Annotated in this window: 25 protein-coding genes; 16 read left to right on the forward strand and 9 right to left on the reverse strand. The window is 61.8% G+C overall.

What is annotated here, in order from left to right; translation table 11 throughout:
- Positions 1–99: 99 nt before the first annotated feature.
- Positions 100–795 carry a LysE family translocator gene (locus AC0L26_RS05895; protein WP_473631708.1) on the reverse strand — a complete coding sequence of 232 codons (696 nt, stop codon included), beginning with the start codon at positions 793–795 and terminating at the stop codon, positions 100–102.
- A gap of 54 nt (positions 796–849) precedes the next feature.
- Entirely contained in the window at positions 850–1,314 is a 465-nt protein-coding gene (locus AC0L26_RS05900) for a PaaI family thioesterase (RefSeq protein ID WP_473631709.1), read from the reverse strand.
- Between the two features lie 179 nt (positions 1,315–1,493).
- Between AC0L26_RS05900 and AC0L26_RS05905 the strand changes: the two genes are divergently transcribed.
- The 6 genes from AC0L26_RS05905 (at position 1,494) to AC0L26_RS05930 (ending at position 5,830) form a co-directional block, all read left to right on the forward strand.
- Positions 1,494–2,315, forward strand: coding sequence for an enoyl-CoA hydratase (locus tag AC0L26_RS05905; RefSeq protein WP_473631710.1), 822 nt, complete (start codon positions 1,494–1,496; stop codon positions 2,313–2,315).
- A 2-nt stretch (positions 2,316–2,317) separates the two neighbouring features.
- Positions 2,318–2,740: a VOC family protein gene (locus tag AC0L26_RS05910; RefSeq protein WP_473631711.1), complete on the forward strand. Its 423-nt coding sequence runs from the start codon at positions 2,318–2,320 to the stop codon at positions 2,738–2,740.
- A gap of 14 nt (positions 2,741–2,754) precedes the next feature.
- Positions 2,755–3,531: an AAA family ATPase gene (locus AC0L26_RS05915; RefSeq protein ID WP_473631712.1), complete on the forward strand. Its 777-nt coding sequence runs from the start codon at positions 2,755–2,757 to the stop codon at positions 3,529–3,531.
- Positions 3,528–4,049 carry a CoA-binding protein gene (locus tag AC0L26_RS05920; RefSeq protein WP_473631713.1) on the forward strand — a complete coding sequence of 174 codons (522 nt, stop codon included), beginning with the start codon at positions 3,528–3,530 and terminating at the stop codon, positions 4,047–4,049. Before AC0L26_RS05915 ends, AC0L26_RS05920 begins: the two co-directional genes overlap by 4 nt.
- 143 nt (positions 4,050–4,192) lie before the next feature.
- Positions 4,193–5,473 carry an O-acetylhomoserine aminocarboxypropyltransferase gene (locus tag AC0L26_RS05925; RefSeq protein WP_473631714.1) on the forward strand — a complete coding sequence of 427 codons (1,281 nt, stop codon included), beginning with the start codon at positions 4,193–4,195 and terminating at the stop codon, positions 5,471–5,473.
- 6 nt (positions 5,474–5,479) lie between these two features.
- Positions 5,480–5,830, forward strand: coding sequence for a cupin domain-containing protein (locus tag AC0L26_RS05930; protein WP_473631715.1), 351 nt, complete (start codon positions 5,480–5,482; stop codon positions 5,828–5,830).
- 16 nt (positions 5,831–5,846) lie between these two features.
- Here the strand turns inward: AC0L26_RS05930 and AC0L26_RS05935 are convergent, their stop codons facing one another.
- Together AC0L26_RS05935 and AC0L26_RS05940 are read right to left on the reverse strand one after the other, a co-directional pair.
- Positions 5,847–6,566, reverse strand: coding sequence for a transporter substrate-binding domain-containing protein (locus AC0L26_RS05935; protein ID WP_473631716.1), 720 nt, complete (start codon positions 6,564–6,566; stop codon positions 5,847–5,849).
- A 27-nt stretch (positions 6,567–6,593) separates the two neighbouring features.
- Positions 6,594–7,841 carry a cytochrome P450 gene (locus AC0L26_RS05940; RefSeq protein ID WP_473631717.1) on the reverse strand — a complete coding sequence of 416 codons (1,248 nt, stop codon included), beginning with the start codon at positions 7,839–7,841 and terminating at the stop codon, positions 6,594–6,596.
- Between the two features lie 105 nt (positions 7,842–7,946).
- Between AC0L26_RS05940 and AC0L26_RS05945 the strand changes: the two genes are divergently transcribed.
- Positions 7,947–9,050 carry an NAD(P)/FAD-dependent oxidoreductase gene (locus tag AC0L26_RS05945; protein ID WP_473632136.1) on the forward strand — a complete coding sequence of 368 codons (1,104 nt, stop codon included), beginning with the start codon at positions 7,947–7,949 and terminating at the stop codon, positions 9,048–9,050.
- Between the two features lies 1 nt (position 9,051).
- Here the strand turns inward: AC0L26_RS05945 and AC0L26_RS05950 are convergent, their stop codons facing one another.
- Positions 9,052–9,642 (reverse strand): hypothetical protein, encoded by a 591-nt coding sequence (locus AC0L26_RS05950; protein WP_473631718.1) that lies wholly within the window; start codon positions 9,640–9,642, stop codon positions 9,052–9,054.
- A gap of 332 nt (positions 9,643–9,974) precedes the next feature.
- Here AC0L26_RS05950 and clpP point away from each other — a divergent pair, with 332 nt between their 5' ends.
- The 4 genes from clpP (at position 9,975) to AC0L26_RS05970 (ending at position 15,363) form a co-directional block, all read left to right on the forward strand.
- On the forward strand, positions 9,975–10,604 hold the full coding sequence (clpP, locus tag AC0L26_RS05955) for an ATP-dependent Clp endopeptidase proteolytic subunit ClpP (protein ID WP_337125698.1): 630 nt from the start codon (positions 9,975–9,977) through the stop codon (positions 10,602–10,604).
- A 293-nt stretch (positions 10,605–10,897) separates the two neighbouring features.
- Positions 10,898–12,172 carry an ATP-dependent Clp protease ATP-binding subunit ClpX gene (gene clpX, locus AC0L26_RS05960; protein WP_029353486.1) on the forward strand — a complete coding sequence of 425 codons (1,275 nt, stop codon included), beginning with the start codon at positions 10,898–10,900 and terminating at the stop codon, positions 12,170–12,172.
- 309 nt (positions 12,173–12,481) lie between these two features.
- Positions 12,482–14,893: an endopeptidase La gene (gene lon, locus AC0L26_RS05965; RefSeq protein ID WP_352934995.1), complete on the forward strand. Its 2,412-nt coding sequence runs from the start codon at positions 12,482–12,484 to the stop codon at positions 14,891–14,893.
- A 197-nt stretch (positions 14,894–15,090) separates the two neighbouring features.
- Complete coding sequence (locus tag AC0L26_RS05970; protein WP_006201846.1) at positions 15,091–15,363, forward strand: HU family DNA-binding protein; 273 nt, start codon at positions 15,091–15,093, stop codon at positions 15,361–15,363.
- 109 nt (positions 15,364–15,472) lie between these two features.
- Here AC0L26_RS05970 and AC0L26_RS05975 read toward each other — a convergent pair whose 3' ends face one another.
- Positions 15,473–16,495: an aldo/keto reductase gene (locus AC0L26_RS05975; protein ID WP_473631719.1), complete on the reverse strand. Its 1,023-nt coding sequence runs from the start codon at positions 16,493–16,495 to the stop codon at positions 15,473–15,475.
- 185 nt (positions 16,496–16,680) lie between these two features.
- Between AC0L26_RS05975 and hxlB the strand changes: the two genes are divergently transcribed.
- Complete coding sequence (gene hxlB, locus AC0L26_RS05980) at positions 16,681–17,247, forward strand: 6-phospho-3-hexuloisomerase (RefSeq protein WP_473631720.1); 567 nt, start codon at positions 16,681–16,683, stop codon at positions 17,245–17,247.
- Positions 17,248–17,250: 3 nt separating this feature from the next.
- A complete protein-coding gene (locus AC0L26_RS05985) occupies positions 17,251–17,988 on the forward strand; it encodes a creatininase family protein (RefSeq protein ID WP_473631721.1) in 738 nt (245 codons plus the stop codon).
- A 175-nt stretch (positions 17,989–18,163) separates the two neighbouring features.
- Here the strand turns inward: AC0L26_RS05985 and AC0L26_RS05990 are convergent, their stop codons facing one another.
- From AC0L26_RS05990 to AC0L26_RS06000, 3 genes are all read right to left on the reverse strand, one after another.
- Positions 18,164–19,081 (reverse strand): carbohydrate ABC transporter permease, encoded by a 918-nt coding sequence (locus tag AC0L26_RS05990; RefSeq protein WP_029353494.1) that lies wholly within the window; start codon positions 19,079–19,081, stop codon positions 18,164–18,166.
- 13 nt (positions 19,082–19,094) lie between these two features.
- Positions 19,095–20,216: a carbohydrate ABC transporter permease gene (locus tag AC0L26_RS05995; protein ID WP_473631722.1), complete on the reverse strand. Its 1,122-nt coding sequence runs from the start codon at positions 20,214–20,216 to the stop codon at positions 19,095–19,097.
- A gap of 99 nt (positions 20,217–20,315) precedes the next feature.
- On the reverse strand, positions 20,316–21,980 hold the full coding sequence (locus tag AC0L26_RS06000; protein WP_354493442.1) for an ABC transporter substrate-binding protein: 1,665 nt from the start codon (positions 21,978–21,980) through the stop codon (positions 20,316–20,318).
- 297 nt (positions 21,981–22,277) lie between these two features.
- On the opposite strand from AC0L26_RS06000, the gene AC0L26_RS06005 reads away from it, so the two are divergent.
- Genes AC0L26_RS06005 through rbsK form a run of 3 tightly spaced genes read left to right on the forward strand, consistent with a single transcriptional unit; the run spans position 22,278 to position 24,750 of the window.
- A complete protein-coding gene (locus tag AC0L26_RS06005; RefSeq protein WP_473631723.1) occupies positions 22,278–23,336 on the forward strand; it encodes an ABC transporter ATP-binding protein in 1,059 nt (352 codons plus the stop codon).
- Positions 23,337–23,369: 33 nt separating this feature from the next.
- Positions 23,370–23,822, forward strand: a complete 453-nt coding sequence (locus tag AC0L26_RS06010; protein ID WP_473631724.1) for an RbsD/FucU family protein — start codon at positions 23,370–23,372, stop codon at positions 23,820–23,822.
- Between the two features lie 4 nt (positions 23,823–23,826).
- A complete protein-coding gene (gene rbsK, locus AC0L26_RS06015; RefSeq protein ID WP_473631725.1) occupies positions 23,827–24,750 on the forward strand; it encodes a ribokinase in 924 nt (307 codons plus the stop codon).
- Positions 24,751–24,789 lie beyond the last annotated feature (39 nt).

A 24,789-nucleotide genomic window follows, 5' to 3' on the forward strand; every position in this document is an offset into this window, starting at 1 on the left:
GTCAAGTTGCATTTCTGGCTACCTCGGAAGGATTATGTTGTCAAATCAAAAGGTTAGCGATGAGGTATTATTATACCGCATTTGAGTCCGACAATTTGACTAGCGTCGTCCCGGAATAATCGCAGCCAGCAGCAGTTTGATGCCGACGGCGATCATGATCGCGCCAGCCAGGCGTTCTTGCCAGACGAGAAAACCGGCGTTGCGTGCCAGCCAGCGGCCGACCGCGCCTGAGGCCAAGGCTACAGCTCCCAAGATCAAAAGGCCCGTAGCCTTCATCGTGGCCCCCAGCACGATAAATTGCATCGCTGGCGATCCTGTGGACGAATGAACGAACTGCGGCAGTACCGCGAGCATGAAGACCAGTGCGGTGGGGTTGGTCAGGTTGCAGATCATGCCTTGCCGAAAGGCACCTGCCAAACCTCCCTCCTTGGCTGTGACGATGCTGGTTGTTTCCGCTCCCTTGCGCATGAGCAAGAACTTCGTCCCGATTGCGATTAAGTATGCCGCTCCGAGCAGTTGCAGCAGGCCATACGCGACAGGCGAGGACGTGACCAGCGATGCAAGTCCCATCGCCAGCAGTGGAATCTGGATCACGCCTGCGAAAACGCACCCGGTCGCAGTCGCCAGGGCTGCCCGCCAACCCTGTCCGATACCGCGGCTGATCACCAGAAGCATGTCCGGCCCCGGACCGGACAGTTGGTAGCCGAGCACAGCGACCACGAATGCCAGATAAGTGGGAAGTTCGGGCATGTTTTTTGCGGACCTGATTGGACCTGCGAACGTGTTGTCGGACATTTCGTTCCGTTGGGGTCGTCTGGAACGAGCGGAAACACGTATCCGTCCTGCAAATCAGGCCTGCAATTGAAAACTCTTCTTCGGCGGGATCGAATAGGTTCCCGTCGCGTGCGCAACCGTGTGTCCGTCCGGTCCGGTGACAATGTCGATATCGAACACCATCAGGCTCTTGCCCAACTTCAGGATGCGGCAATGGCCGTCGATCGGGCCGGCCTCGGCTTTGCGGACAAAGTTGATATTGAGATTGGTGGTGACCGAAAGCGCGTCCGGCCCGGCATGTGAAAGCACGCAGACATAGCCGCCTATATCGGCCAGTGTGAACAGCGATGGGCCCGACACCGTTCCGCCAGGGCGTAGATGCCGCTCGTCGGCATTCAGGCGAACCGTGCAGCCGCCCGGGAACACGTCGATCGCCTCGTAGAAGGTGAACTGATCGTTGAGCTGCGGGTAGACAGTCTCCATCAGCGCGTTGACTTGCGCTGCGGTCAGCACCGGTTTGAGATTGTTTTGGGCAGGCATAAGCGGTTTCCTGTATGTGCGTCGGCATGGCCGGCGGTTTTCAAGGCGAGGGCGCTTGGCCTAGGCTGCGCCGCCGAGAAAACACGTCCCAAGGCTGTTCTTCAATCGGCAGCGTGCTAGTTCTTTTGTTCCATGGCCGGCGAATCCGATGCCGCTGGCCGATGAAGAGGTTGGAGACCATGGCCGAAATCGTCGCCATCAAGCCGGCTGTTGCCGAAGGTCCTGTTATCGCGAGACGGGACGAGGGCATCCTGCGCCTGACGCTCACCAATCCGCCGGCCAATGCCCTGTCGCTGGCGGTCATGGCGGCGCTGACGGCGGAACTCGACCGCGCGAAATCAGACAGATCCGTCCGCGTCATCATTCTGGCCGCGGCCGGAAAGGTGTTCTGCGCTGGGCACGACCTTAAGGAAATGACCGCGCGCCGCGCCGACGCCGATCGTGGCAAGGCATTCTTCGAGGAGACGTTTTCCGCTTGTGCGGCACTGATGCAGGCGATCGTGCGCCATCCGAGGCCTGTGATCGCCGAGGTCGACGGTCTGGCAACGGCGGCCGGGGCGCAACTGGTGGCGAGCTGCGATCTCGCCATCGCCTCGCATGAGGCGACCTTTTGCACGCCGGGCGTCAATATCGGCCTGTTCTGCTCGACGCCGATGGTGGCGCTATCGCGCAACGTCTCGCGCAAGCACGCGATGGAAATGCTTTTGACCGGCGAAACCATCGATGCAGCGACGGCCAAGGAGTTCGGTCTCATCAATCGCGTGGTGCCGCGCGAATATCTGAATCAGATTGTCACCAAATACGGGCAAACCATTGCTGCCAAATCGTCTTTGGTGGTCAAGACCGGCAAGGAAGCCTTCTACGCGCAGGCCGAGATGGGACTGGCCGAGGCCTATGCGTACACCGGCCGAGTCATGGTCGACAACATGCTGGCACGCGACGCGGAAGAAGGCATCGGCGCCTTCATCGGCAAGCGCAAGCCCGAATGGACGGACGACTAGATATGGAAGCCCGCATCTCCATCGTCACCATCGCCGTCGACGATCTCGAGCGCGCCACGCGCTTCTACGAGGCGATGGGCTTGACCCGCCATGCCGGCATCACCGACGGCGTCGCCTTTTTCCAGATGGGCGGCGTCATTCTGGGCCTGTTCCCGCGCGCAAGCGCCGAAGTGGATTCGGGCATCACCTTCGGCACGGCGCCGTCGGCGATCTACCTCGCCTACAACACCCGCTCCGATACGGAAGTCGACGACGTGCTTGCCATGGCCGAAAAGGCCGGCGGTCGTGTCGTCAAGCCGGCCGGCCGCGCTTTCTGGGGCGGCTGGTATGGCTATTTCGCAGATACGGAAGGGCATGTCTGGGAAGTGGCGCACAATCCGGCTTTTCCGATTGCGGAAGACGGCAGCATCTCGCTGCCGGGCTGACCGCGTTTTCTCCGGTGGCGTATCGCAAGCAACTAACGCGGCTGAAGGCGCCTTATCTCAAGCGCATTCTGATCGAGCCCAGCCGTGTCGCAGATTGGGAAAAATATCCCTGGAATCTGCCGATCTTCCGCAGCCACGATTTCGAACTCGAATTCACCACGCCGATCACCATCATCGTCGGCGAGAACGGCACCGGCAAATCGACGCTGCTCGAGGCGATCGGCGCGCTGGCTGGATACGATGAGGCCGGCGGCGGCAAGGGCTACATGCCCATCGACCACTCCCGCGCCATCGACAAGAGCGGCGCAGCTCTCGCCGCCACGCTGCGCGGCCATTGGCTGCCGAAAGTCACCGCCGGCTGGTTCTTTCGCGCCGAATCTTTCTACTCCGTGGCGCGCTACCTCGACCAGGCGGCGCTGGATGCGGGTGAAGCGCCGCCCGATTTCCTGTCCTGGTCGCATGGCGAGGGCTTCATCCGCTTCTTCGAGGAGCGCTGCAGCAGGCAAGGCATCTACATCCTCGACGAGCCGGAAAGCGCTTTGTCGCCGACGCGTCAGATCGAGCTTCTAAAGGTACTGCGGCGGATGGATTTGTCAGGCACGGCGCAAGTGATCATGGCGACGCATTCGCCGCTGCTGATGGCGTGTCCCGGCGCGCGGCTGTTCCGCATCAGCCGGTTCGGCCTCGACCCGACCGATTTCCATGACACCGATCATTTCCGCATGATGCGCAGTTTTTGCAACGATCCGGATGGTTTTCTCGCCGAAGCTCTGTATGAGGACGAGGCATGAACCACGACGCCTACGACAATGCCTATATCGCCGACATCCTTAATTCGGTGAAGACCATCGCCATGGTCGGCGCGTCGCCAAACGACGTGCGGCCGAGCTATTTTGTGCTGAAATATCTGCTCGCCAAGGGTTTTTCAGTGCTCCCGATCAATCCGGGCCATGCCGGCAAGGAAATCCTCGGCCGAACAGTCTATGCTAGGCTTGCCGATGTTCCCGAGCCCGTCGACATGGTCGACATCTTTCGCGCTTCCGCAGCGGTGCCGGGCGTCATCGACGAGGTCTTGCGGCTCGATCCCTTGCCGAAAGTCATCTGGATGCAGCTTGGCGTGCGCCACGACGAGGCGGCCGCGCGCGCCGAGGCCGCCGGCATCAAGGTGGTGATGAACCGCTGCCCCAAGATCGAATATGGCAAGCTGTCGGGCGAGATCGGCTGGACCGGCGTCAACTCCGGGGTCTTGTCGTCGAAGAAGCCGATCATGCGGTCTGGGTTCCAGAGCTTCGGCGTTCGCCAGAAGTAGAAAGAAAGTGCCCTGGGCCGGTGAATTTTCTCGCGCCCGGGTCATAGATCGCGAGCCGAAGGGTATTTTCTTCTTTGCATTCACGGCTGGGCTTCGCCAAGAATGCCCGACGATTTCTGAAAGTTTCAAAAGGGAGGTTTTCGATGACCCGTACGCCCGGTTTCAATACGCTCGCTGTCCATGCCGGCGCCAAGCCCGATCCGGCGACGGGGGCGCGGGCGACGCCGATCTACCAGACCACCTCCTATGTCTTCGACGATGCCGATCATGCCGCCTCGCTGTTCGGGCTAAAAGCCTTCGGCAACATCTATACCCGGATCATGAACCCGACCCAGGCGGTGTTGGAAGAGCGCATCGCGGCACTCGAAGGCGGCACAGCAGCGCTGGCCGTCGCGTCTGGCCATGCCGCGCAGGTGCTGGTGTTCCACAATCTGATGCAGCCCGGCGACAATTTCGTCGCCGCGACAAGGCTTTATGGCGGCTCGATCAACCAGTTCGGCCACGCCTTCAAGAATTTCGGCTGGCAGGTGCGCTGGGCCGACACCAACGACATCTCGACTTTCGAAAGCCAGATCGACGACAAGACCAAGGCGATCTTCATCGAGAGCCTGGCCAATCCGGGCGGCGTCTTCGTCGACATCGAGAAGATCGGCGACATCGCCCGCAAGCACGGCCTGCCGCTGATCGTCGACAACACGCTGGCCTCGCCCTATCTGGTGCGGCCGATCGAGCATGGGGCCGATATTGTCGTGCATTCGCTGACCAAGTTCATCGGCGGCCACGGCAATTCGATCGGTGGCGCTATTATCGATGGCGGCACTTTCGACTGGTCGAAGTCGGGCAAATATCCGATGCTGTCGGAGCCGCGCCCCGAATATGGCGGCCTCGTCCTGCATGAGACCTTCGGCAATTTCGCTTTCGCCATTGCCGCGCGCGTGCTTGGCCTGCGCGATATCGGCCCGGCGATCTCGCCCTTCAATGCGTTCCTGATCCTGACCGGGCTGGAAACCCTGCCGCTTCGCATGCAGCGTCACTGTGACAATGCAGTGAAGGTCGCCGGCTGGCTGTCCGATCACCCCAAGGTTGCCTGGGTGAATTATCCCGGCCTGCCGAGCGACAAGAACAATGCGCTGCAGAAGAAATACTCGCCGCTTGGCGCCGGTGCCGTGTTCACCTTCGGCCTGAAGGGCGGCTATGCCGCGGGCATCAAATTCGTTGAAGCGCTCGAACTGTTCTCGCACCTCGCCAATGTCGGCGACACCAAGTCGCTGGTCATCCACCCGGCATCGACCACGCACCGCCAGTTGTCCGACGAGCAGAAGGTCGTGGCCGGGGCGGGACCGGACACGGTCAGGCTCTCGGTCGGCATCGAGGATGTTGAAGACATCATCGCCGATCTGGAACAAGCCCTGGCCAAGGTCTGAATGGCCATGACTGCGCCGAAATTTCTCTCCGTCGATGTCGAAAGTGTCGAACCGGAACTTGGCGCGCCGGCGCCGGATCGTCTGATCTCGGGCGATCCGAAGTTCCGCACCTGGAACGTCGAGGAACGCGACGGCGGGCTCTATGCCGGCATTTGGGAGGCGACGCCGGGCAGGTGGCGCATTGAATACGACGAGTGGGAGTTCTGTCACATCCTGTTCGGCGTCTCGGTGATATCAGAAGAAGGCGGCGAGGCGCGCACCGTCAAAGCCGGCGACAGTTTCGTGCTCAGGCAGGGCTTCAGGGGAAGTTGGGAAGTGCTTGAAACGACTCGCAAGGAGTATGTGATCAAGCTTTGATCGCTTGCATGGCGCTTCACAAAAGCCGATCGACATCACTGTCGGAAAATCCGTATTCGGCCATCATGTCCCGGTGCCAGGGAGTTCCCAGCAAATCGCCCAGGCATGAATCGATGCGCTGGCGCAGGATCGCATTGTCTTTGGCGAGAGCGAAAGCGCCGGCGGCTGGCCGTTTTTCGGCTGCCGGAACGTCGATGACCGCAAGAGGCGCGTCGGGACGCTGAGCCAGATAGCCTCGGTGCGCCATGGCGACACTCGCATAGGCATGAACTGCACCGGACGCGACTGCGTCTGCCGCGCCTGCTTGCGTGGCGAATATCCTTATCCGCTCCAGCGGAACGCCATTTTTCAAGGCTGTTTGATGTTGGATCTGGCCCGATATGACGGCGATCAGCGCTGTCTCATCTGCGGCGATGGATCGATAGCCCTTGAGCCCGCGCGGATTGCCCTTCGGGACCAGCAACCCGTCCTGCAACACCCAGATCGGTCGCGTGAAGTCGACGGATTTTTTGCGTTCGTCCGAAATGAACAGACCGGTGGTCATGTCCCACTCGCCTTTGGCCAGTCCGGGAAGCAGTTTGGCGAATTCGGTCTCGATGGGCGAAAAGACCTCTAGCCCCAACGCTTCGCAGACCTTCTGCGCGAGCCTGACGTCGCAGCCGGAGACATCTCCGGAAGCGTCGGTGAAGCAGAAAGGAGGCTCCTGCAAAAAAGCGAATTTCATCTTTTCGGGCATGCGATCCAGCCTCGGGCCTGCTGTTTTTCAAAAGTTCACGACGAGCTTTTCCAGCCCGTGGAAATGATAGGTGTCGCGGAAGCGCGGCTGTTCGGCAAGATGCAGCCGCGGTAGGCGGTCGAACAGGGTTTTCAGCGACACCTGCAATTCGAGCCGGGCGAGCGGCGCGCCGATGCAGAAATGGATGCCGGCGCCGAACGAGACGTTCTTTTGATCCGTGCGTCCGGATTTGAAGGCGGCGGGCTCGGCAAAAGCAAGCGGATCGTGATTGGCCATGCCGAGCAACAGGCCGATCGTCTCGCCCGGCCGCACGAGGATATCTGGAGCGACCTCGATCTCCTGATAGGCGTAGCGGGTGAACATGTGCAGCGGCGCGTCGAAGCGCAGGCATTCCTCGACCGTGGCTGCGGTCGCTTCCGGCGAGGTGAAGAAGCGGCGCGGGTCACCGCCTTGCGCGAGGATCGAGCGCACCGCGTTGCCTGTCTGGTGAACCGTCGCCTCGTGCCCAGCGTTAAGCAGCAGGATAGCCGAGGACACCAGCTCGTCCTCGGAGAGTTTCTGGCCATCATCCTGCGCCGAGATCAGCAGCGACAACAGATCGTCGCCAGGGATTTTGCGGCGCTCGGCGACATAGCCGCGTAGAAAATCCGAAAAATCCCGCGCGGCGCGATTGGCCGTCTCTTCCGTTTCGCGTGTGCGGCCATGCATGTACATGGCGACCATCTGATGCGACCAGTTGAGCAGCTGCGGCCTCATCTCGACCGGCACGCCGAGCATCTCGGCAATGATGGTGATCGGCAACGGCGACGCAAAGGCCGGCAGCAGGTCGACATGGTCCGGTTCGAAACGGTCGATCAGCTCGTTGGCGAGCGCCTCGACATGCGGCCTGAGACGCTCGACCTGACGCGAGACGAAGGCGCGGTTGACCAGCGTTCTAAGCCTGGTGTGCACGGGCGGTTCCAGCTCCAGCATCGAATTCGCTTCGATGCCGTCGAAGGCGCTGAGATGCGTGCGGTCCTGGTCGATGCTGCTTCTATCGGGGATGCCGGCCGGGTTCTGACGACCGAAGCGGCGGTCACGCAGCAGCCGGTTGACGTCGTCAAAGCCGCCGAAGCACCAAAAGCCGAACTCTTCCCAGAAGAAGACATTCGATGCGCCATGCATGAAGGCATAGGCCTCGTAAGGATTCTGGAAAAAAGCCGGCTCATGTGGATCCAGCCGCAGCTGGCGGGTGGAGGGATCGAAGGCAAGATACGCTGGCGTCAATTTGGTCATGGCAGACAATTAACGCGGCTTGCCAGCTTGGTGCCAGTCCGTATGTTGGCGCGCGACAGCCCAATGAGTTGAGCCAGCCGGTGCGGCTGCGGAAAGACTGACTTGATGAATGTGATCGTGGTTGGTGCAGGCATTGCTGGGCTTTCGACGGCATGGTCGCTGATCAAGGCCGGGCACCGGGTCTCGATCGTCGAACAGGGATCGATTCCCAATCCGCTTGCCGCCTCGGGCGACCATCACCGCATCATCCGCCGCGCTTACGGTGCAGCGGCGGGCTATGGCCGCCTGATCACCGAAGCCTATGAAGCCTGGGACGAAATGTGGGTTGATCTTGGCGAAAACCATCTCGATCCGCGCGGCTTCATCTGCATTTCGCGCGACGAGGGTGATGACGCCGAGCAGATGCGCGACGGGCTGGCGGCCGGCGATTTTCCCTTCGAGATGATCGAGCCCGGCGAGGCCGTTGCGCGCTGGCCGTTCCTCGAGAGCGGAAGTTTTCGCTACGCTTTCTTCTCGCCGGAGGGCGGCGCACTGCATTGCCGCAAGATCGCAGCGGGGCTCGCCAAATGGCTGCGGGCCAACGGCGCCAATGTCTACGAAAACAGCAAGGTGACGAAGATCGACGCCGAGGCCGGTCACATCGTGTTTGAAAGCGGCGAGACGATGCAGGCCGACCGCATCGTCGTCACATCGGGCGCCTGGGTGCTGAAACTGTTTCCGGAACTGGACGGCGAACTGCAAACCTGGCGCAACGCGCTCGCCTATGTCGAGCCGCCGCCGGACCTGAAAGCGGCGTGGCAGGCAGCCCCGGTCATCCTCGATGTCGGCGGTACTGTCGACGGCTATGTGATCCCACCGTCAGGCGGCGCCGGCATGAAGTTCGGTTCCGGCCTGCACAAGGTGCCGACCAGCGACGCCGACTGGAACCGTGAGCCGGTGCCGGGCGAGGGCGAAGCGATCCGCAATCTGTTCTCGCCGCCGCTCGCCCGCATCGAGGAGTATGGGGTGGCCGAGGTGGTGACCTGCGCCTACACCTTCACCGCCGACAAGAAATTCCTGGCGCATGAAAAGGGCAAATGCCTTGTTATCTCGGCCTGCTCCGGCCATGGTTACAAATTCGGCGCAGCGGTCGGCAGGCGCGTAGCGGAGACCGTCGGCCATGGCGACGTCGCCGGCTTGAAGAAATGGCTGAGGGCCGAAGTAGCCTGAGCTAATACCTGCAATGCTTTGGGATACGCACCCGCCGCCAACTGGTCGAGCCGTCCTGCACTATCACGCGGCGCGCCACCTTCTGGTATGATGGCGCGATCTCAGTGATGCGCCGCCGCTCCGGTCGCACCAGTACTTCACGGGCAACGCTCTCATATTCGGCTGGGAGCACGACCCGTCGGCTGCGCTCGGGCTCAACGACGACTGTTTCGGCGACGCGCGCGTAGCGGGCCTTGCGCCAGACCTTGCACAGCACCTTGCGGCCGTGGATGACGCGCCATTCCCACGCATAGCCGCCGCCATCGATCTTGACCTTGTGGTAGACGGTGCGGGTGATAGCTGGCACGACTTCGTATGTGACGCGGGGCGGTGCGATCTGTTCGACGCGCTCAACCGTGCCATAAATCGGCGGGTCGTAGTCGACCACTTGGCCGCCTGGGCTGACCAGCACGTTTTCATAGACGGTATCGTAGACGGCCGGCCTGTTGACCTGTTGGTAGCATTCGACCGCGCGCCCGCCGGCAGCCGTTTCGGACACCATGCCGAAAACGGCAAGGTTGGCGATGGCCAAGGAAGCAGTTTTCCTGATCATGGCACTCCCCTGTTGAACCTTCAGTAAAGCTCAACGTTGAATTGTAGGGGAAGCCGCATCGCGGGAAAGCAGTTTCGAGATATTTCGTTAAGCGACGCGGTTAAGAAAGTGCTACGCGGCCGCGCCGCCTCAAGAGCGGCAGAACGCTTCCGGCGCAGCTGCGGGCGAATCCTGTGCAGAAAGCTTGATTCGACTTAACCGGATGGCTAGGAGGGGCGGCCTTGCGCTAGGGTGAGCCGACATCCTATTTACAGGACAACGATCCAGAACCGATTCTGCCCGACTTTTTAATCCCCCGGCGCCGGAATCCCATCCTCAATAAGGGATAGTCCATGAAGAACCCCGTCGAAACCTACATGAACCTCGTTCCGATGGTGGTCGAACAGACCAATCGCGGCGAGCGGGCCTACGACATTTTCTCGCGGCTCCTGAAAGAGCGCATCATTTTCATCACCGGTCCGGTCGAGGACGGCATGGCGACGCTGGTCTGCGCGCAGCTCCTGTTCCTCGAAGCGGAGAATCCGAAGAAGGAAATCAACCTCTACATCAATTCCCCCGGTGGCGTCGTCACCTCGGGTATGGCGATCTACGACACCATGCAGTTCATCAAGCCGGCGGTGGCGACGCTGTGCATCGGCCAGGCGGCCTCGATGGGCTCGCTGCTTCTCACCGCAGGCGAGAAGGGCATGCGCTTCGCCACGCCGAACGCCCGCATCATGGTCCACCAGCCTTCCGGTGGCTTCCAGGGCCAGGCTTCCGACATCGAGCGCCACGCCCAGGACATCATCAAGCTGAAGCGTCGTCTCAACGAGGTCTATGTCAAGCACACCGGCAAGAGCTACGACGAGATTGAAAAGACGCTCGACCGTGACCACTTCATGACCGCCGACGAGGCGAAGGATTTCGGCCTCATCGACAAGGTCATTTCGTCGCGCGAGCCGGTCGAAGGTGTTGCCACATAAGCCCGATGGCAGTTGGATGGCGGGAAAACACAGTTTTGATGCCGCTTGCGGCATTTCGGCCACAATTGGCTGTTCCCTCGACGGGAGCAATTGCCTACGTTAAGCCTATGTTGATTTTCGACGGCTTAGCTTTGTGCGGGGTTGGTGCGAATCATTGCGACGTTTTCTGATATGTGTTTCGTATGGAATGCGTTGCGGGAGCCGGAACACTGGCGGCGGCGAATTCCCGCGATAGATTGAATATGCGCCCTTTCAACCAGACCATCGGCGGGCGGCTATGAAAGGACATGAAAATGAGCAAGGTCGGCAACAACGGCGGTGATTCCAAGAACACGCTCTATTGCTCGTTTTGCGGCAAAAGCCAGCACGAGGTGCGCAAGCTGATCGCCGGCCCGACGGTGTTCATCTGCGACGAATGCGTCGAGCTCTGCATGGACATCATCCGCGAGGAGAACAAGACCTCGATGGTGAAGTCGCGCGAGGGCGTGCCGACCCCGCAGGAGATCCTCAAGGTTCTCGACGACTACGTCATCGGCCAACCCTACGCCAAGCGCGTGCTGTCGGTGGCCGTCCACAACCATTACAAGCGCCTTGCGCATGCCGGCAAGAACAACGACGTCGAGCTGGCGAAGTCCAACATCTTGCTGATCGGCCCGACCGGTTGCGGCAAGACGCTGCTTGCGCAGACGCTGGCCCGCATCATCGACGTTCCCTTCACCATGGCCGATGCGACGACGCTGACCGAGGCCGGCTATGTCGGCGAGGATGTCGAGAACATCATCCTGAAGCTCTTGCAGTCGGCCGACTACAATGTCGAGCGCGCCCAGCGCGGCATCGTCTACATCGACGAGATCGACAAGATCTCGCGCAAGTCGGACAATCCTTCGATCACCCGTGATGTGTCGGGCGAGGGCGTGCAGCAGGCGCTGTTGAAGATCATGGAAGGCACGGTCGCTTCGGTGCCGCCGCAGGGCGGCAGGAAGCATCCGCAGCAGGAATTCCTGCAGGTCGATACCGCCAATATCCTGTTTATCTGCGGCGGCGCCTTCGCCGGGCTGGACAAGATCATCTCGGATCGCGGCCGCAAGACCTCGATCGGCTTCGGCGCCACCGTCGCTTCGCCCGAGGATCGCCGCACCGGCGACGTTTTTCGCCTTGTCGAGCCTGAGGATCTGTTGAAGTTTGGCCTCATTCCCGAGTTCGTCGGCCGCCTGCCTGTCCTGGCGACGCTGGAGGACCTCGACGAGCCGGCGCTGATCCAGATCCTGACCGAGCCGAAGAACGCGCTGGTCAAGCAGTATCAGCGGCTGTTCGAGATGGAGAATGTCGACCTGACCTTCCATGAGAATGCGCTGTCGGCGATCGCCAAGCGCGCCATAGAGCGCAAGACCGGCGCGCGCGGCCTGCGCTCGATCATGGAAGCGATCCTGCTCGACACGATGTTCGAGCTGCCGGCGCTGGAAGGCGTGCGCGAAGTGGTTATTTCGGAAGAGGTGGTGTCCGGCAACGCCAGACCGCTCTACATCTATTCCGAGCAGAAGGAAAAGAAGGGCAACGTCAGCGCCTGACGTGAGCCGACAATGGACTTTGTTTTGAAACGGCGCCGCGAGGCGCCGTTTTGCCGTTGCGGATGTGCCAACTTGTGATGAACGGATTGTGACAGATTGGATGAACGGATTGTGACAGATTGGATGAGCGGTTTCGTGTTGGCCCTTGATCTTTGCCCCCCGGGCCTCCAACTAACTGAGGAAGGCCGGGGTGCCGAATTCTGTGCTGTAAAACTCCCGTCACAAACGGTGGTAGGCGGAACGATCCTCGGTCGTTAATATGAGATTCGCGGTTGGCCAATTGGCGGTCGCGACATGAAAGGTTGGACAATGGCCAAAATATCCAAGGCTCCCAGCGACGGCGTCTTCGCAGTCCTCCCACTGCGCGACATCGTGGTGTTCCCGCACATGATCGTTCCGCTCTTTGTCGGGCGTGAAAAGTCGATCAAGGCGCTGGAAGAGGTGATGGGTCAGGAAAAGCAGATCCTGCTTGCGACCCAGATGAATGCCGCCGACGACGATCCCGAGTCCGATGCCATCTTCGACATCGGCACGCTCGCCAATGTGCTGCAGTTGCTGAAGCTGCCGGACGGCACCGTCAAGGTGCTGGTCGAAGGCGCCTCGCGCGCGAAAATCGTCTCCTTCACCGACCGTCCCGACTTCCACGAGGCCCGTGCCGCAGCGCTGGTCGAACCGGAGGAGGAAGAGGTCGAGGTCGAGGCGCTGGCCCGTTCGGTCGTCACCGACTTCGAGAACTACGTCAAGCTGAACAAGAAGATCTCGCCCGAAGTGGTGGGTGCCGCCAGCCAGATCGACGACTATTCCAAGCTCGCCGATACGGTTGCCTCGCACCTTGCCATCAAAATCCCCGAGAAGCAGGAGATGCTGGCCACGCTCTCGGTCAAGGAGCGGCTGGAAAAGGCGATGGGCTTCATGGAAGCCGAAATCTCCGTCCTGCAGGTCGAGAAGCGCATCCGTTCGCGCGTCAAGCGCCAGATGGAGAAGACCCAGCGCGAATACTACCTCAACGAACAGATGAAGGCGATCCAGAAGGAGCTCGGCGAGGGCGAGGACGGCCGCGACGAGGCCGCTGAGATCGAAGCGCGCATCAAGAAGACCAAGCTCTCCAAGGAGGCCCGCGAAAAGGCGGAAGCCGAACTGAAGAAGCTGCGGACGATGTCGCCGATGTCGGCTGAATCGACCGTCGTGCGCAACTATCTTGACTGGATCCTGTCGATACCGTGGGGCAAGAACTCCAAGGTCAAGCATGATCTGGCCTTCGCGCAGAACGTGCTCGATACCGATCATTTCGGCCTCGACAAGGTCAAGGACCGCATCGTCGAGTATCTCGCCGTACAGAGCCGCCAGAAGAAGCTGAAGGGGCCGATCTTGTGCCTCGTCGGACCTCCCGGCGTCGGCAAGACCTCGCTCGGCAAGTCGATCGCCAAGGCGACCGGCCGCGAGTTCATCCGCATGGCGCTGGGCGGCGTGCGCGACGAGGCCGAAATCCGCGGTCACCGGCGCACCTATATCGGCTCGATGCCCGGCAAGGTCATCCAGTCGATGAAGAAGGCGAAGAAGTCCAACCCGCTCTTCCTGCTCGACGAGATCGACAAGATGGGCCAGGATTTCCGCGGCGATCCGTCGTCGGCTTTGCTCGAGGTGCTCGATCCCGAGCAGAACTCGACGTTCATGGACCATTACCTCGAGGTTGAATACGACCTGTCGAGCGTGATGTTCGTGACGACGGCGAACACGTTGAACATCCCTGCGCCTTTGATGGACCGCATGGAGATCATCCGTATCGCCGGCTACACCGAGGACGAGAAGATCGAGATCGCCAAGCGCCACCTGATGCCCAAGGTGATCCGCGATCATGCGCTGCAGCCGAAGGAGTTCTCCGTCGGCGAGGACGCGATCCGCGGCATCATCCAGACCTACACTCGTGAAGCGGGCGTCCGGAGCCTGGAGCGCGAGTTGATGAAGCTCGGCCGCAAGGCAGTGACCGAGATCCTGAAGACGAAGAAGAAGACGATCACCATCACGGCGGACAATCTCGCCGATTATCTTGGTGTTCCGCGCTTCCGCTTCGGTCAGGTCGAGGCCGACGATCAGGTCGGTGTCGTCACCGGCCTCGCCTGGACGGAAGTCGGCGGCGAGCTGCTGACGATCGAAGGCGTCATGATGCCCGGCAAGGGCCGCATGACGGTGACCGGCAATCTGCGCGACGTGATGAAGGAATCGATCTCGGCGGCGGCCTCCTATGTCCGCTCGCGGGCCATCGATTTCGGCGTCGAGCCGCCGCTGTTCGACAAGCGCGACATCCACGTCCACGTGCCCGAGGGCGCAACGCCCAAGGACGGACCGTCGGCGGGTGTGGCGATGGCGACGGCGATCGTCTCGGTGCTGACCGGCATCCCGGTCAGGGCCGATGTGGCGATGACCGGCGAGATCACGCTGCGCGGCAGGGTGCTGCCGATCGGTGGGCTCAAGGAAAAGCTGCTTGCAGCACTTCGCGGCGGCATCAAGAAGGTGCTGATCCCGGAAGATAACGCCAAGGATCTGGCGGAGATTCCGGACAACGTGAAGAACAATATGGAGATCGTTCCGGTCTCACGGGTCGGCGAAGTCTTGCGCCATGCGCTGGTGCGTATGCCGGAGCCGATCGAGTGGGTCGAGCCGGTCAATGCGCCGGCTGCGGTGGATGCCGGAGACGACGCCAGCAAGTCGCTGGCCCATTAGCACTTACTAAAGTTGCAATGCACAAACGGAGAGCCGGGCCTTGAGCCCGGCTTTTTCATGTGAAAAACCCCGGAATTCCGGGCTTTTTTCGATTTTTTTCACGCTTTTCGACTTGGTTGCAAGGACGCTTCTTTCTAAAGTCCGTTTCCTGCCGGATGAGTCGTACGTTTCCGGTTTTCTCATGGAAGGGAATTTTTATGAACAAGAACGAACTGGTGTCCGCTGTCGCCGATGCCGCGAGTATTTCGAAGGGTGACGCGCAGTCGGCGGTGGATGCGGTGTTTTCCGTGATCACCGGCGAGCTGAAGAAGGGCGGCGATGTCCGGCTTGTCGGCTTCGGAAATTTCACCGTGTCAAAACGCGCCGCATCGACCGGCCGCAACCCGCAGACCGGTGCGGAGGTGAAGATTCCGGCGCGCACCGTGCCGAAGTTTTCGGCCGGCAAGGGCCTCAAGGACGCAGTAAACTAAGCGCGCCCTCTTATCATTTTCAGAAATCAGAAAAGCCGGGCATGCCCGGCTTTTCTTTTACGTCCACTTCGGTGGCTTGTCCCTATCGCGAGATGACGGCGGACCAGGTCTATGCGGTCGGCGCATCCGCGCGCATCAGCCCTTCCTTCTTGAGATCGGCCCAGAGTGCCGATGGCAGCCTTGCCTCGAGCAGCGCCCGGTTGCTTTCGACCTCGCTCGGCCGCTGGCCGCCGGGGATCACCGACACGACCGAGGGGTGCAGCAGCGGAAATTGCAGTGCCGCCTCGATCAGGCGCACGCCGTGGCGTTTGCAGATGGCCTCGATGCGCGTGACGCGGTCGATAATGTCCTGCGGCGCCTCGGAATAGTTGTAGTAGGCGCCGGGCTTCGGCCCGGTTGCCAGGATGCCGGAATTATACGGCCCGCCGAGAACGATGCCGATGCCGCGCTTCTGGCACAGCGGCAGGAAGGACTGCAGGGCCTCCTGCTCCAGCAGCGTATAGCGCCCGGCAAGCAGGAAAAGGTCGAAGTCGCCACGCTCGGCAAGTGTCTGGGCGACCGGCCATTCGTTGATGCCGCCGCCGAACGCCTTGATGACGCCCTGGTCGCGCAGCGCCAGCAGCCCGTAATAGCCCGAACGCATGAACTCCTCGATGCGTTGGTCCGAGGCTTGCTTGCTGCCATGGGTGAAGATGTCGACGTCATGCACGAAAAGGATGTCGATGCGGTCGACGCCGAGTCGCTCCAGCGAGGCTTCGAAGGAGCGCATGACGCCATCATAGCTGTAATCGTAGACCTCCTGGCGCGACGGTGTGTCGAAGAATTTGCCGATGCCGGTGCGTTGGTCCGGCGGGCAGGCGCGCATGATGCGGCCGACCTTGCTCGACAGCACATAGTCGTCGCGCTTCTTCGAGCGCAGGAACGGATTGAGCCGCGTTTCCGACAGGCCGAGCCCGTAGAGCGGCGCGGTGTCGTAGTAGCGGCAGCCGATCCGCCAGGCGGCCTCCAGCGTGGCGTTGGCATCCTCGTCGGAGACGGCGCGATAGAGGTTTCCCAGCGGCGCCGTGCCAAAGCCGAGTTCCGTGAATGCCATGCCGCCATTGCCGATGCGGTCGAAATGCCGTGTCTTCATGTCCCGTTATTTCCTCACCTACGCAATTGCCATGACACTATCACGCCTGCGGCACTTCAAAAGTACTTCGAGCCGTTGGACACGGATTTTCACGGTGATAGCATGAGCAAAAACAAGCTGTTCGGGGGAAACGTGGCCAAAACGTTCAGACAGGTTTTTGATGCCGGCCAGCTGGTGGGTCTGCCATGACGAATGCCGGCACAAATCTGTTCGGGATTGCGCTGGGCGAGCTTGGCAGCGTGCTGGCACGGGTCGACGAGAGCCGCGTCGACGCTGCTTGCGCCATGCTGGCCGGCGCGAACAAAGTCGTCGTTTATGGCTGCGGCCGCGAGGCGCTGCAGGTCCAGGGCTTTGCCATGCGCCTCTACCATCTCGGCCTGCCTGTGTCGGTGGTCGGCGACATGACGACGCCGCCGCTCGGCGCGGGTGACGTCTTTCTCGTCAGCTCCGGCCCGGGCGAGACCTCGACCGTTCTGACCTTAATGCAGGTCGCCCGCAAAGCCGGTGCGACCGTCCTGCTGCTGACCGCGCAAGGCGAGAGCAGCGCCGCGAGACTTGCCGACTTCGCCTTGCTCATCCCTGCTCAAACCATGGCCGACGACCAGAGACCGGAAAAGACATCCATCCTGCCGATGGGTTCGTTGTTCGAAGGCGCGCTGTTCGTTCTGTTCGAGGTGATGGTGCTGAAGCTCAGGACAATCACCGGCATATCACCCGAAGCGATGCGCGCCCGTCACACCAATATGGAATAGATCATGCGCTACGAACTGATGCTGCCGCACCAGATCCGCAAGGCCATCGCCGAGAACTGGCCGGCCGTGCTCCCTCTCGGCGTGCTCGAATACCATGGCGAGCATATGGCTGTTGGCATGGACACGCTGGCGGTCGTCAAGATGCTGGAGTTGTACGAAAAGGAGGCCGACATCGTCATCCTGCCGCCCTTCTACTATGGCGCGGCGAGCTACGCGGTGGCGCCGCCGGAGGGCAATGGCTCGGTGCAAGTCGGCGGCAATTCATTGGCGCCGTTCGGCGAAGAACTGTTCTACAGTCTGCTGCGCATCGGCTTTCGCAACATCCACGCCGTCATCCACCACCAGACCGAGAATTTTGCCGCCGGGATGCCGACCGATCTCGCCTTCAAGACCGCCGGCCGCCAGGCGATCTTCCGCTTTCTCGAAAAGGAGCGCGGCGAGGGCTGGTGGGGCTCGCAGGCGATGGCCGACTACTATGCCGGGCATGCCGCGGGTGAAAATTTCTTCAACTGGGTGCAGGTGCATCCGCTGATGCCCGCCGCAATGAACGGCCAATATCCGTTCGATCATGCCGGCATCGGCGAGACGTCGCTGATGCTCGCGCTATGCCCGGAGGCGGTCGACGCCGGCCACTTCGCCGACAACAAGAGCTGGTATACGGCGACCGCCAAAGACGGGTCGGCGGAACTCGGGCAAAAGGGCGTTGCGATGATTCTTGAGCATCTGCGGGCGATATTGTAACCTATCGCGGCTCTGCCTTCTCCCCCTGTGGGAGAAGGTGGCCGAGCGAAGCTCAGTCGGATGAGGGGTGTTCCAGCTTGACACCGATGGTGCTCCGTCCAGCACCCCTCAACCGTCTTGGCGCTACGCGCCAATCCACCTTCTCCCACAAGGGGAGAAGGCAAGAGGGGGCGGCCTACTTCACCGCGCCCGCGGTCATGCCCATGATCAGATAACGCTCCAGCGCGATGCCGATGACGGCAAGCGGCGTGATCGCGGCGGTGGCCAGCGCCGCCATCGACCACCAGTTGATGCCTTGCGAGCCGGTCTGGCTCGCCACCATGACGGGAATGGTCTTGGCATCAGTCGAGGTCAGCAGGGCGGCGAAGAAATACTCGTTCCAGCACAGCACCATTGCCAGGATAAAGGCGGCGACCATGCCCGGCAGCGCGATCGGCATGACGATGCGGAAGAAGGCGCCCCAGATCGACAGGCCGTCAACGAGGGCTGCTTCCTCCAGCTCGACAGGGATCGAGTTGAATTGGTCGCGCATGATCCAGATGACGATCGGCAGCACCATCAGCGTGTAGAGCAGGATCAGGCCGATGCGCGTGTCGAGCATGCCGACTTCGCGGTACAGCACGAGAAAGGGCAGAGCGAGCACGACCGGCGGTAGGATCAGCTGCGACAGGAAGAAGAAGGAGATGTCCTCATTCTTGAACCAGGCGAAGTGATAGCGGTAGCGGGTGAGGCCGTAGGCGGCGAGGCTGCCGATGACGATGGCGAGGCTCGACGCGCCGACCGAGGTGATGACCGAATTCATGAAGCGCTTGATGAACTCGTCGCGCACTGTCGACGTCCGGAAGATCGAGTCGGGCGACAGGCCGAGCGAACGCCAGCCCTTCCAGTCCGGCCGGAAGTCGACGAAGGGGATGAGATGGCCCTGGGTGACGTCGACGGCGGTTTTGAACGAGGTGGTTATCGTCCAGTAGATCGGGAACAGGCAGATGAAGGCCCAGAACACCAGCGCGCCATAGATGAAAACGCGGTTGGCGAAAAAGCTCGCCGGCGAGCGGATTTCGGAAGCGGCATACTCGGTGGTCTGAACGCTCATGTTGCCGCCCCAATCAATTGACGTTGCGCACGAAGCGGTTGGCGAATTTCAACAGCCATGTCACGAACACGATGATGATGATGAGGTAGGCCATCGCCAGCATGGTGCCGTAGCCGACATTCGAGCGGTCGCGATACTCGCGATAGATGAAGCTCGACACAGAATCGGTCGCGCCGCCCGGGCCGCCCGAGGTAACGGTGATGATGATGTCGGCAAGCTTCAGCTTGAAGATGATGCGCAGGATGATCGCCGTCACCGACACCGGCAGCATCAGCGGGAAGGTGACCTGCCAGAAGGTCTGCCAGGCATTGGCGCCGTCCACCCTGGCCGCCTCCAGCACCTCGCGTGACATCGCCTGAAGGCCGGCGAGCAGCATGATCATCATGAACGGGATAAACGTCCAGGCATCCAGCACCATGATCGAGATGCGGGCGGTGATCGGGTTTGAAAAGAAGGCGGGGTTTTCCCAGCCGAGCTGGCGCGCCAGCGTTGCGGCCGGTCCGAAGCGGTATTCCATCAGCGACTTGCCGATCATCCATGATACTGCGACCGGCGACAGCATCAACGGCATGAGGAAGACGACGCGGAAGAATTTGCGCGCCCGGATCTGTGCGTTGAGGAGCAGTGCGAGGCCAAACGCGATGACATATTCGACCAGCACCGCGAGCACATAGAGCACCATGTTGAACAGCGCGTTGCGGTAGTAAGGATCGGCCAGCATCTGCCAAAAATTGTCGAGCCCGTTGAACTTCCGGCCACTGAAGGAACTGAGGTTCCAGTCGGTCAGCGCGATGTAGAAACCGAACAGCGTCGGGAAGATCACCATGGCGATGGTGAACAGCAGCGCCGGCAGCAGGAACAGCGCGCGTTGGCCATCTTCGCCGCGCGTCAGCACCTGGCCGATGCCGAGCGCAACACCCCACAGCACATAGGCATAGACGACCGGCCGCCAGGTCTCGAACCCGATGGTGTCGACCTCTGTTTTGTACAGGATCTGAACTGCGATCACCGCCAGAAGACCGAGTGTCGCAATAGCCATCAAGGTCCGGCCGAGCCGCTTGCGGCCCGGCGATATCAGATCGGATGGAACGGCGTTTGCCGGCCATGCATTGGTGGGCAAAGTCTGGTCAGCCACGCGTCTGGTCCGTTCACTGAAGGCTTTTGACCGGCTGGCCGGTCAAGCTGCGGTCCGGCGGCTTTGCGTCGCCGGACCGCGGTTCACGACAGTCTCAGCCTACATGCCGAGCGAGGCCTTGTAGAGCTTGATCTGATTTTCGCGGCCTATCTGGTCGGTCAGCTTCTCCCAGGCGGCTGCGATCGCGTCGGCGCCTTCCTGCGCCTTCATCTTTCCGGCAAACGTGTTGGCCAGAATGTCCTCGGCGGCGCTGTAGTACTGGAAGATGCCGGGGATGCGGGGTTCGATCGCGGCGTTCGGATGATTGTAGCTATCGGCTTCCGACTTCAGATACGAGGTGATGAACGCCTCGTCGTAACCGGCCGCCACCCATTCCGGAATGTCGAAATGCGAATTACGGTAGGGTTGGAAGCCGGACGGGTACATGGCTGTCCAGATCGACAGATCCTTGCCGCCGAGATGGGCAGCGGCCGACCACGCCGCCTTCTTCTTCTTTTCGTCGCTGTCGACGCGAGCCATGACATAGACGCCCCAGCCGAGATAGGCGCAGTTCGGCGCATAATTCGGTCCGCTGGCGAGCTTGTCCCACTGGCCGGTCTTGGAATTGTAGACGTCGTCCGAGCCCGGCAGGATCGAGAAGCCGGTGACGTCGCCGACGACGGAACTGTCGTTTGTCTTGACGTTTGAGCCGACGTCGCCCCACCAGGTGACCATCGAACCGGTGCCGGCCAGGAACTGCTGGAAGGCGGTGGTGTTCGGGTCGGCGTTGATCTGGTCGGCGGGCTCGGAAGGCAGCGCGTCGATGACGTCCTGGATCGCCCGCACCCAGGCTGGATTGTTGATGCGCGGCTTCATCGTGTCGGCGTCGAACAGCCAGGCCTTGTCGTCGGGATGCTTGGCGTAGGCGGTGGCGCGGCTGCCGAGGAAGTAGAAGCCGAAGCCGCCCCAGGCCTTGGGTGCGTCGAGATAGCCGAAGACGTCCTGGCCCTGGAACTGCTTGCCCTTGAGGAATTTGGTCACGGCCTGCACCTGCTGCCAGGTCTTTGGCACGCCCCATTCACCGCCACCACCGCCGTCCTTCCACGCCTTGGCGAGGTCGGCATCGGCGAACACGTCGGTGCGGTAGTTGAAGTTGTGGGCGTCGCCATCGACGGTCACGCGGTACTGCTTGCCGTCCCAGGTGCCGACAGGTGGCTGCAGATAGGCGACGACGTCCTTCATGTCGATCTGGTCCTTGACCCAGTCCGGCATTTCGGAGGTTAGGCCCTTGCCGCAGACATCGCCTTCGAACGGCGCGCCCATCTCGATGATGTCGAAATCGACGGTGCCGGTGGCGATCGACTGCTGCAGGCGGGCGTTGTAGTCCGCCTGCGCCAGGTCAATCCAGTTGATCTTGGCGCCGGTGTAGGTCTCCCACGGCTTCAGGAAGCCGCGAAACAGCACGTTGTGCAGGTTCTGGTTATTGAGCCCCATGAAGGTGAGCTGGACGCCGGCGAATTCGCCTTCCTTGACGTTGGCTTTGGTCGCCTCCAGGCAAAGCTCGCCGACTTGCTGGAAGTCGGCATCGGTCGGCTGGCCCTTGCCGACACCGGGAATCTGCAGGATCTGCGCGCGCAGTTCGCTTGCGGCGGAAGCCGGGCGCGTCAGCGCGCCAAGCCCGGCGCCGGATGCCGCGGCGATCGCGGCCATACTGGCCGCGCCCTTGAGCACATCGCGGCGAGTGGCTCCCGCGCGCATAAACTGGTTGTAAAGGCTGACTTTCATTTCGTTCCTCCCAGAATCTCAAATGATGATTGTTTTCGGATGCCTGGAGCGCTGGACCTGTTCCCCAACGACAGCGACTCCCCAGGATTAGTGGCCCAAATTCCCTCCCGCGACGCATCGATTTCCGTGGTCCGGATTAGCGTGAAGGCGCGCCCGGAACAGGGACATAGCACGAGCCCTTTCACTATTCTCGCAACCACGTGCCGTGTCAACGAGGGTGGAGTTTTTTATCGATAAAAGACTGACTTGCCCTCGCCGTTTGCGTTGTTTAGCTTCACCGCAACGAAAGGGGGGCCGATGGCTCAAGTCGCGATCAGCAATGTGGCCAAGGCGTTCGGAACCGTCAAGGTCCTGCACGATGTCAGCGTCGACATAGCTGATGGGCAGTTCGTGGTGCTGGTCGGCCCTTCGGGGTGCGGCAAGTCCACGCTGCTCAGGATGGTGGCGGGGCTGGAGACCGTTTCCGGTGGGACGATCGCCATCGGCGACCGTGTCGTCAACCATCTGCCGCCGGCCAAGCGCGACATCGCCATGGTGTTCCAGAATTATGCGCTCTACCCCCACAAGACGGTGGAGCAGAACATGGCCTTTGCACTGAAGCTGCGGAAGACCGACCCGGCTGATGTCGCCGAGCGGGTCAGGCGCGCCGCCGATATCCTCGACCTCAATCCCTACCTCAAGCGCTATCCGCGCCAGCTCTCGGGCGGGCAGCGCCAGCGCGTCGCCATGGGCCGCGCCATCGTGCGCAACCCGCAGGTGTTCCTGTTCGACGAGCCGCTGTCGAATCTCGACGCGAAGCTGCGCGTACAGATGCGCACCGAGATCAAGGAATTGCACCAGCGGCTGAAGACCACCACCATCTATGTCACGCACGACCAGATCGAGGCCATGACCATGGCCGACAAGATCGTCGTGATGCGCGACGGCCGCATCGAGCAGGTCGGCGCGCCGCTGGAACTGTTCGACCGGCCGGCCAATCTGTTCGTCGCCGGCTTCATCGGCTCGCCGTCGATGAACCTGCTCAAGGGCGCGGTGCGCAAGGGCGACAAGCCGGTCGTCGAGATCGCCGGGACGCCATTCCCGATATCAGCGAAGAGTGCGGTGGAGGACGGCCGCAATGTCGTCTACGGCGTGCGGCCCGAGCATCTCGAAATCCACCCCGACGGCGTGCCGGCGAAGATTTCGGTAGTCGAGCCGACCGGTTCCGAAACGCTGGTGTTCCTGCGTTTCGGCGAGGGCGAGATGGTGGCGCTGTTTCGCGAGCGCCACGACTTCAAGCCAGGCGACACGCTGCACCTGAAACCGCGGCTCGAGCAGGTCCACCTCTTCGACGCAGAGACCGGCCGCCGTATCTGACCTCACACAAAAAGCCCGTTCGGGAGGAATGCCATGCTCAAAGGGATCAATCCGCTGCTCAATGCCGACGTGCTCCAGGCGCTGCGGGCGATGGGCCACGGCGACGATTTGATCATCGCCGACACCAATTTCCCCTCCGATTCGGTGGCGCGCCAGACCGTGCTCGGCCGGCTGCTGCGCATCGACGCGCCGGCGGCGGATGTGGTCAAGGCGGTGCTGTCGCTCTATCCGCTGGACAGTTTCGTCGACGATGCCGCCGCCCGCATGGAGATCGTCGGGCAGCCGAACGAGATCCCGCCCGTCCAGAGGCAAGTGCAAAGAGAGATCGACGCGGCGGAGGGCAAGCCATGGCCGATGATTTCGGTCGAGCGTTATGCGTTCTACGAGCGCGCCAAGAAGGCCTATTGCGTCATCCAGACCGGCGAGCGCCGCTTCTATGGCTGCTTTGCCTTCCGCAAAGGCGTCGTTCCGCCGGACGCCGAGTAGCGGCATGCCAGGCAAGCCTGTCGTCATATTGGGCGTGTTCGTCGCCGACACTGCCTACCGCGCCGCCCGCCAGCCGCGCATGGGCGAGACGATCCTTGGAACATCCTTCACCCTCGGTCCCGGCGGCAAGGGCTCGAACCAGGCGGTCGCTGCCGGCCGTCTCGGCGCCGACGTCACCTTCCTGACGCGCCTCGGCGTCGATCCCTTTGCCGATATGGCCAGGCAAACCTGGACGCAGGCCGGCGTGAAGAGCGCTGTCATCGAGACGCCGGAAAGTTACACGGGTGCAGCCTACATCTTCGTCGAGGAGACGACCGGCAACAACGCCATCATCGTCAGCCCCGGCGCGGCCATGCTGATTTCGCCCGACGACATCGAGACCCATGCCGGCCTGATCCGCTCGGCCGGCGTTTTCGTCACCCAGCTCGAGCAGCCGATCGACGCGGCGCTGCGGGCGCTGGAGATCGCGCGCGGGGCAGGGGTGACGACCATCCTCAACCCGGCGCCCGCGGCAAAGCTTCCGAACCGTATCTACACGCTCTGCGACTATGTCACGCCCAACGAGACCGAGGCCGAGGAACTGACCGGCATCAAGGTGTTGTCCATCGACGGCGCCCGCCGCGCCGCCGACAGCCTGCTCAAAAAGGGCGTCGGCGCGGTCATTGTGACGCTCGGTGAAAACGGCGCGCTCCTGCATGCGGCCAGCCGCTCCGACCATGTCGGCGCGGTCAATGCCGGCCCGGTGGTCGAAACTACCGGCGCGGGCGACGCCTTCAATGGCGGCCTGGCCGCAGCACTTGCGAGAGGGGTGGAACCGTTGCAAGCGGTCCGCTTCGCCTGCGCGGTCGCCGGCATTTCGGTGACGCGGCCGGGCACGGCGCCGTCGATGCCGTCACTGCATGAGGTCGAGGCGCTGCTCGCCGGGTAATACTGGCTGTATGCGCAATGTCCGCAGGAAATGCTTGTC

The sequence above is a fragment of the Mesorhizobium sp. WSM4823 genome, from assembly GCF_055811195.1.